6 protein-coding genes are annotated in these 4,646 nt (G+C 71.3%); 3 read left to right on the forward strand and 3 right to left on the reverse strand.

Annotated features, from left to right (window positions below; translation table 11 throughout):
* The 3 genes from KIT86_RS24210 to KIT86_RS24220 form a co-directional block, all read left to right on the forward strand.
* Nucleotides 1–694 (forward strand): phosphopantetheine-binding protein (locus KIT86_RS24210; RefSeq protein WP_297403162.1); only part of this gene is annotated, 694 nt, incomplete at its 5' end.
* Nucleotides 691–1,461 (forward strand): alpha/beta hydrolase, encoded by a 771-nt coding sequence (locus tag KIT86_RS24215; RefSeq protein ID WP_297403164.1) that lies wholly within the window; start codon nt 691–693, stop codon nt 1,459–1,461. The genes KIT86_RS24210 and KIT86_RS24215, both read left to right, overlap by 4 nt.
* Nucleotides 1,461–2,351: an alpha/beta fold hydrolase gene (locus KIT86_RS24220; protein WP_297403167.1), complete on the forward strand. Its 891-nt coding sequence runs from the start codon at nt 1,461–1,463 to the stop codon at nt 2,349–2,351. Before KIT86_RS24215 ends, KIT86_RS24220 begins: the two co-directional genes overlap by 1 nt.
* A 10-nt stretch (nt 2,352–2,361) precedes the next feature.
* On the opposite strand, the gene KIT86_RS24225 is transcribed toward KIT86_RS24220, so the two are convergent.
* From KIT86_RS24225 to KIT86_RS24235, 3 genes are all read right to left on the reverse strand, one after another.
* Complete coding sequence (locus KIT86_RS24225; protein WP_297403168.1) at nt 2,362–3,222, reverse strand: alpha/beta hydrolase; 861 nt, start codon at nt 3,220–3,222, stop codon at nt 2,362–2,364.
* A 3-nt stretch (nt 3,223–3,225) separates the two neighbouring features.
* Entirely contained in the window at nt 3,226–4,032 is an 807-nt protein-coding gene (locus tag KIT86_RS24230) for an alpha/beta hydrolase (RefSeq protein ID WP_297403170.1), read from the reverse strand.
* A 25-nt stretch (nt 4,033–4,057) separates the two neighbouring features.
* A partial coding sequence (locus KIT86_RS24235) for a phosphopantetheine-binding protein (protein ID WP_297403172.1) occupies nt 4,058–4,646 on the reverse strand: 589 nt, incomplete at its 5' end.

Consider the following 4,646-nt stretch of genomic DNA (forward strand, 5'->3'; position numbering starts at 1 on the left):
CACGGCCGAGCGCTTCGTCGCCGACCGGTTTTCGCGCGCGCCCGGTGCGCGCCTGTACCGCACCGGCGACCTCGCGCGCTGGGACGCGCAGGGCCGCCTGCACCACCTGGGCCGGCTCGACCACCAGGTGAAGGTGCGCGGCTACCGCATCGAACTTGGCGAGATCGAGACCGCGCTGTCCACCCACCCGGCGGTGCGCCAGGCGGTGGTGATGGGCCGCGAGGCTGGCCCGGCCGACGTGAGGCTGGTGGCCTACCTGGCGTTCCAGCCGGGCGAGGACCTGACGGCCAGCGACGTGCGGCGCTTTCTGCGCAAGCAACTGCCCGACTACATGATCCCCTCGGTGGTGGCTGCGGTGGACGCGATCCCGCTCACGCCCAATGGCAAGGTCGACCGCGCCGCGCTGCCCGACCCGTTTCGCCACGCGGTGCAGGCCGCGCGCGATTTCGTCGCGCCCGAACCGGGCCACGAGCAGGCCATGGCCGAGATCTGGCGCGACATCCTGCACGTGGAGCGCGTGGGGGCGGAGGACAACTTCTTCGAACTCGGCGGTCACTCCCTGCTGTCGCTGCGCGTGGCGCAGGCGGTGGAAAAGCAGCTGGGTTGGCGCATGGATGTGCGCACATTGTTCTTCCAGAACCTGCGTCAGGTGGTGGCCACCGCGGCCGCGGAGAAGGGAAGTCTCCCGCCATGACGCCCCTGTTTTTTGGTGAGAGCTCGCGCCGTCTGTTCGGCGTCTACACGCCGGCGCATGCGCGTGGCGGCAAGGCGCGCGGGGTGGTGATCTGCCAGCCGTGGGGCACGGAGTACCTGCGCGCGCACCGCAGCGTCTGCCAGCTGAGCCGCCTGCTGGCCGAGTCGGGCGTGCACGTGCTGCGCTTCGACGGTTTTGGCACCGGCGACTCCGCTGGCGACACGGGCGATGGCGATCTCCAGGGCTGGCAGGCGGACGTGGAAACCGCCATCGACGAACTCAAGGACACCGCCGGCCTGCAGCGCGTGGGCCTGGTCGGCCTGCGCCTGGGCGGTGTGCTGGCCGCCCGCGTGGCGCCGCTGCGCCGCAAGGACGTGGATGCCGTGGTGCTGTGGGACCCGGTGGTGCAGGGAGCCGACCACCTCGCGGGTCTGCAGCGCCTGGACGCGGCCCAGGCCCGCGAGCGCGCACTGAAGGTGAACGCCGGGGAACTGCTGGGTTTTCCCGTGTCCGTGGCGCTGGCCACGGAGCTGCAGGCGATCGACCTGCTGCAGCATGTGCCCGGCCTGCCGGCGCGCACGCTCATGGTGGTCTCGGAACACGTGCCCGGGCAGGACGCGGTGCGCGCCGCGCTGGAGGCGGCACGGCCGGGCGCGCAGCCCTTCGAGCACATCCCGAGCCAGCCGGCCTGGGTGGAAGACCAGCATTCCGGCGCGGGCGCGGTGCCGGTGCGGCTGCTGCAGCGCATCGTGGAGTGGCTGGCCTGATGGAACGCCTCGTTGAACAGGCCTTGCTGCTGGGCCCGCGCAAATCCATGGTCGGGGTGATCACGCCCGCGTCCGCGCGGGCGGCGGTGCCCGACGCGCCTTTTGTCGTGATCCTCAACGCCGGCATCATCCACCGCGTCGGGCCCAACCGCATGCATGTGCTGCTGGCCCGCGCGCTGGCGGCCGCGGGCTTTGGCGTGCTGCGCGTGGACCTCTCCGGGCTGGGCGACAGCGAGGCGCGCAACGATGCCTTGCCGCCGCTGGACGCCACCCTGGCCGACATCCGCGAGATCCTGGACATGCTGCAGGCCACGCGCCAGGTGCAGCGTGTGGTGCTGGTGGGCCTGTGTTCGGGCGCCGACCATTCGATCATCTACGCCGGCACCGACGAACGCGTGGTGGGCGTGGCACTGATGGACCCGTCCATTCCGCGCACGCTGGGCTACTACGTGCACCACTACGGCCACCGCATCCTGGGCCTGCGCGCCTGGCTCAACCTGATGCTGGGCCGCCACCCGATCTGGCGCGCGCTGCGCCGCCGCCTGAGCCGCAAGGCATCCCCCGGTTCGCCGGGCGACGAGGTGGAGGTGCGCGGCCCGTCGCTGGAAGACCCGAAGGTCAAGGCCTTCCTGCAGAACGCCTACGGCCGCGCGCTGGGCAGCGGCGTGCAGATTCTGGCGGTGCTGACATCGGACCGGCAGCGCCAGCACAACTACCGCCGCCAGCTGCTCGACGCCTTTCCCACGCTCCAATTTGGCGACCAGCTGTGGCTGGAGTACTTCAAGGAATGCGACCACACCTTCGCCTCGTCGGCCAACCGCGCCCGCCTGATCGGCCTGGTGGAGACCTGGATGAAGGCGACCCGTTTCCGCTCACCGCCGCAGGGGTGAGCGCGCCGGTTCAGCGTTGGGCGGGCAGCACTCGGCTTGCCAGCCAGTCGTCGGTCATGGCCAGGAAGGCCTGTTGCGCGGTGCGTGTCGTGATGAGGTGGTCCGACACCTCCAGGTAGTGGAAGGCCACCTTCTCGTGGAACGGGAACTGGCCGAACATGCCCTTGAACTGCCCGGCGTGGTTGAACCACTCGGGTTCGCCGCCGCAGTAGACGAACAGCAGTTCCACGCCGCCATCGCTCAGGGTCTGGATGCGCTGGCCGAAGACCTCCCGGGGTGGCACGAGCGACACCTCCACCGCCCGCCCGCTGACGTTGCCGCCATCGCCGTCGACGGATCGTGAACGAAACGCCCCGAGGAGGCGTTCTCCGGCCTTGCGCACCGTGCCCATCAGGCCCGCTCGGCGCAGCTTGTAGAAGAAGGTCCGGGTGCGCGATTCGGCGGTGGGGTAGGCGTAGAGGTCCCACAGCAGGATGGCGCGCAGGCGCGGGTCTTCCAGGGCCACGAGGTGGGCCACTTCGGCGCCCGAGCAGAAACCCACCATCATGAAACGCGCGCAGCCAAAGCGGGCCTGGGCCGCGTCCATCACCGAGCGCGTGTCGGCCACCCACTGCTCGACCACCGGCAGGGTGCTGGCCGTGCGGCGGCTGTCACCCAGGCCGCTCATGTCGAAGCGCACCGAAGGGATGCCCTGGGCCGCGAGCCGGCGCGCGAGGTGCACGTTCATGCGGTGCGGGCCGCTGCGCGGGATCACGCCGGAGTTGGTCAGCAGTGCCACGATGGGTGGCGCGCCGTGGAAGCCCGTGTCGGCGGGCGTGAAGGTGGCGACGAGGTGGTTTTCGGCCCCCAGCGTCAGGGTGTGTTCGGCCATCGGTCAGTCGAGGGTGGAGAGAACGGCGCGCAGCAGGTCCGGTGGGACGATCGCCGTGCCCATCGCTTGACTGGACATCCAGTCGGTGATCTGCCCGATCGGGTGCAGGCGGAATTCGGGGTGGTTTTCCAGGTCGGCGAAATGCCCGCGCTGCGCATCGGGCACGGCGCACAGCACGCGAACGCCCCGCCGCAAGGCGGGCGCCACCTGCACATCGCGCAGGTTCTGCAATTCATCGGCCAGGGAGGGGCCGACGTGAAAGCCCAGCAGGTCGCCTGGCAGGCCGGGGGCGACGCCTTTGTCGCTGGCCAGCAGCCGGTCCCAGGGCACGCGGAACATGCGCACCAGCTCGCGCTGGTGGCCCTCCATGAGCTGGCGCACGTAGGTGGGGCCGTCGAGCACCGGCTCCCACAGCACCAGCTGCGTGGGCGGCTTGCGCGCGCGCAGGGCCGCGCGCAGCGCGAGGGTGGCGCCCAGGCCCATGCCGAACCAGATCACGGGCGTGTCGTCGCCGTTGTGCAGTTGCTCGTGGGCGGCCAGGGTGTCGTCGAGCCAGCCGCCGAGCGACTGGTCTTCCTCGTTGCCGGGGGAGTCGCCGGTGCCGTGGTAGTCGAAGCGCAAGGATTCGCAGCGCTCGCGCGCGAGCCGCTCGCCCACGACGCGGTAGATGGCCGCGGTGCGAACGGCCTCCTGGCCCAGGGGGCGGCACAGCAGGAAGCGCGCGCGCGGCACGTCTGTGCCGCTGGCGGTCTGGTACACGCCCACCATCTCCCGCCCGGGGCGGCCGAAACGTCTGATCGCAAGGTCCATGGCGTCGAGTCGCGGTTGTGCCGGGTCAGGCCCTTTGAACGAGGCGAGCGAGCCGTTTCATGAGGCCCGGTGCGGGTTCGGCGGCTTCTGCGGGGGCCGCGGCGGGCTGCGCGGCGCCGGTGGCGTCGTAGGCCACGGCGAGCTGAGCCAGCGTTTCACTGACGTAGCGGCGCGGGCTGATCTGCTTGCCGATCTGCTGCTCCAGCTTGAGCACGGCCTGCATGGCGGTGAGCGAGGTGCCGCCCAGGTCGAAGAAGTTGTCGTTGCGGCCGATGTGGCTCATGCCGAGCAGCTCGCTCCAGACGGCGTGGATGGCCTGTTCGGTGGCGGTGCCGGCGAAGGCGTCGCCGGCCCGGCTGGCCTGCGCCCTGAGCGCGCGGGATTGCGCCATCTGCAGCCGGCCGCCGGGGTGGCGCACGATCTGCTCGAACCAGCGCGGCTCCGCCGCCGCGCGCGCCTCGATGGGCAAGGCGTCGAGCAGCGCGCGGACATGGGACTCGCGTTGTGCGGCCGACAGCCCGGCTGCCTGCAGGCCGATGACCAGCCGGCGGCGACCGCCCGCGTCCACCACGGCTTGCGTGGCGGCCATCTCGACGCCGGCCAGCGCCAGCGCC

It is taken from the genome of Hydrogenophaga sp. (assembly GCF_026125825.1).
Lineage (GTDB): Bacteria > Pseudomonadota > Gammaproteobacteria > Burkholderiales > Burkholderiaceae_C > Hydrogenophaga.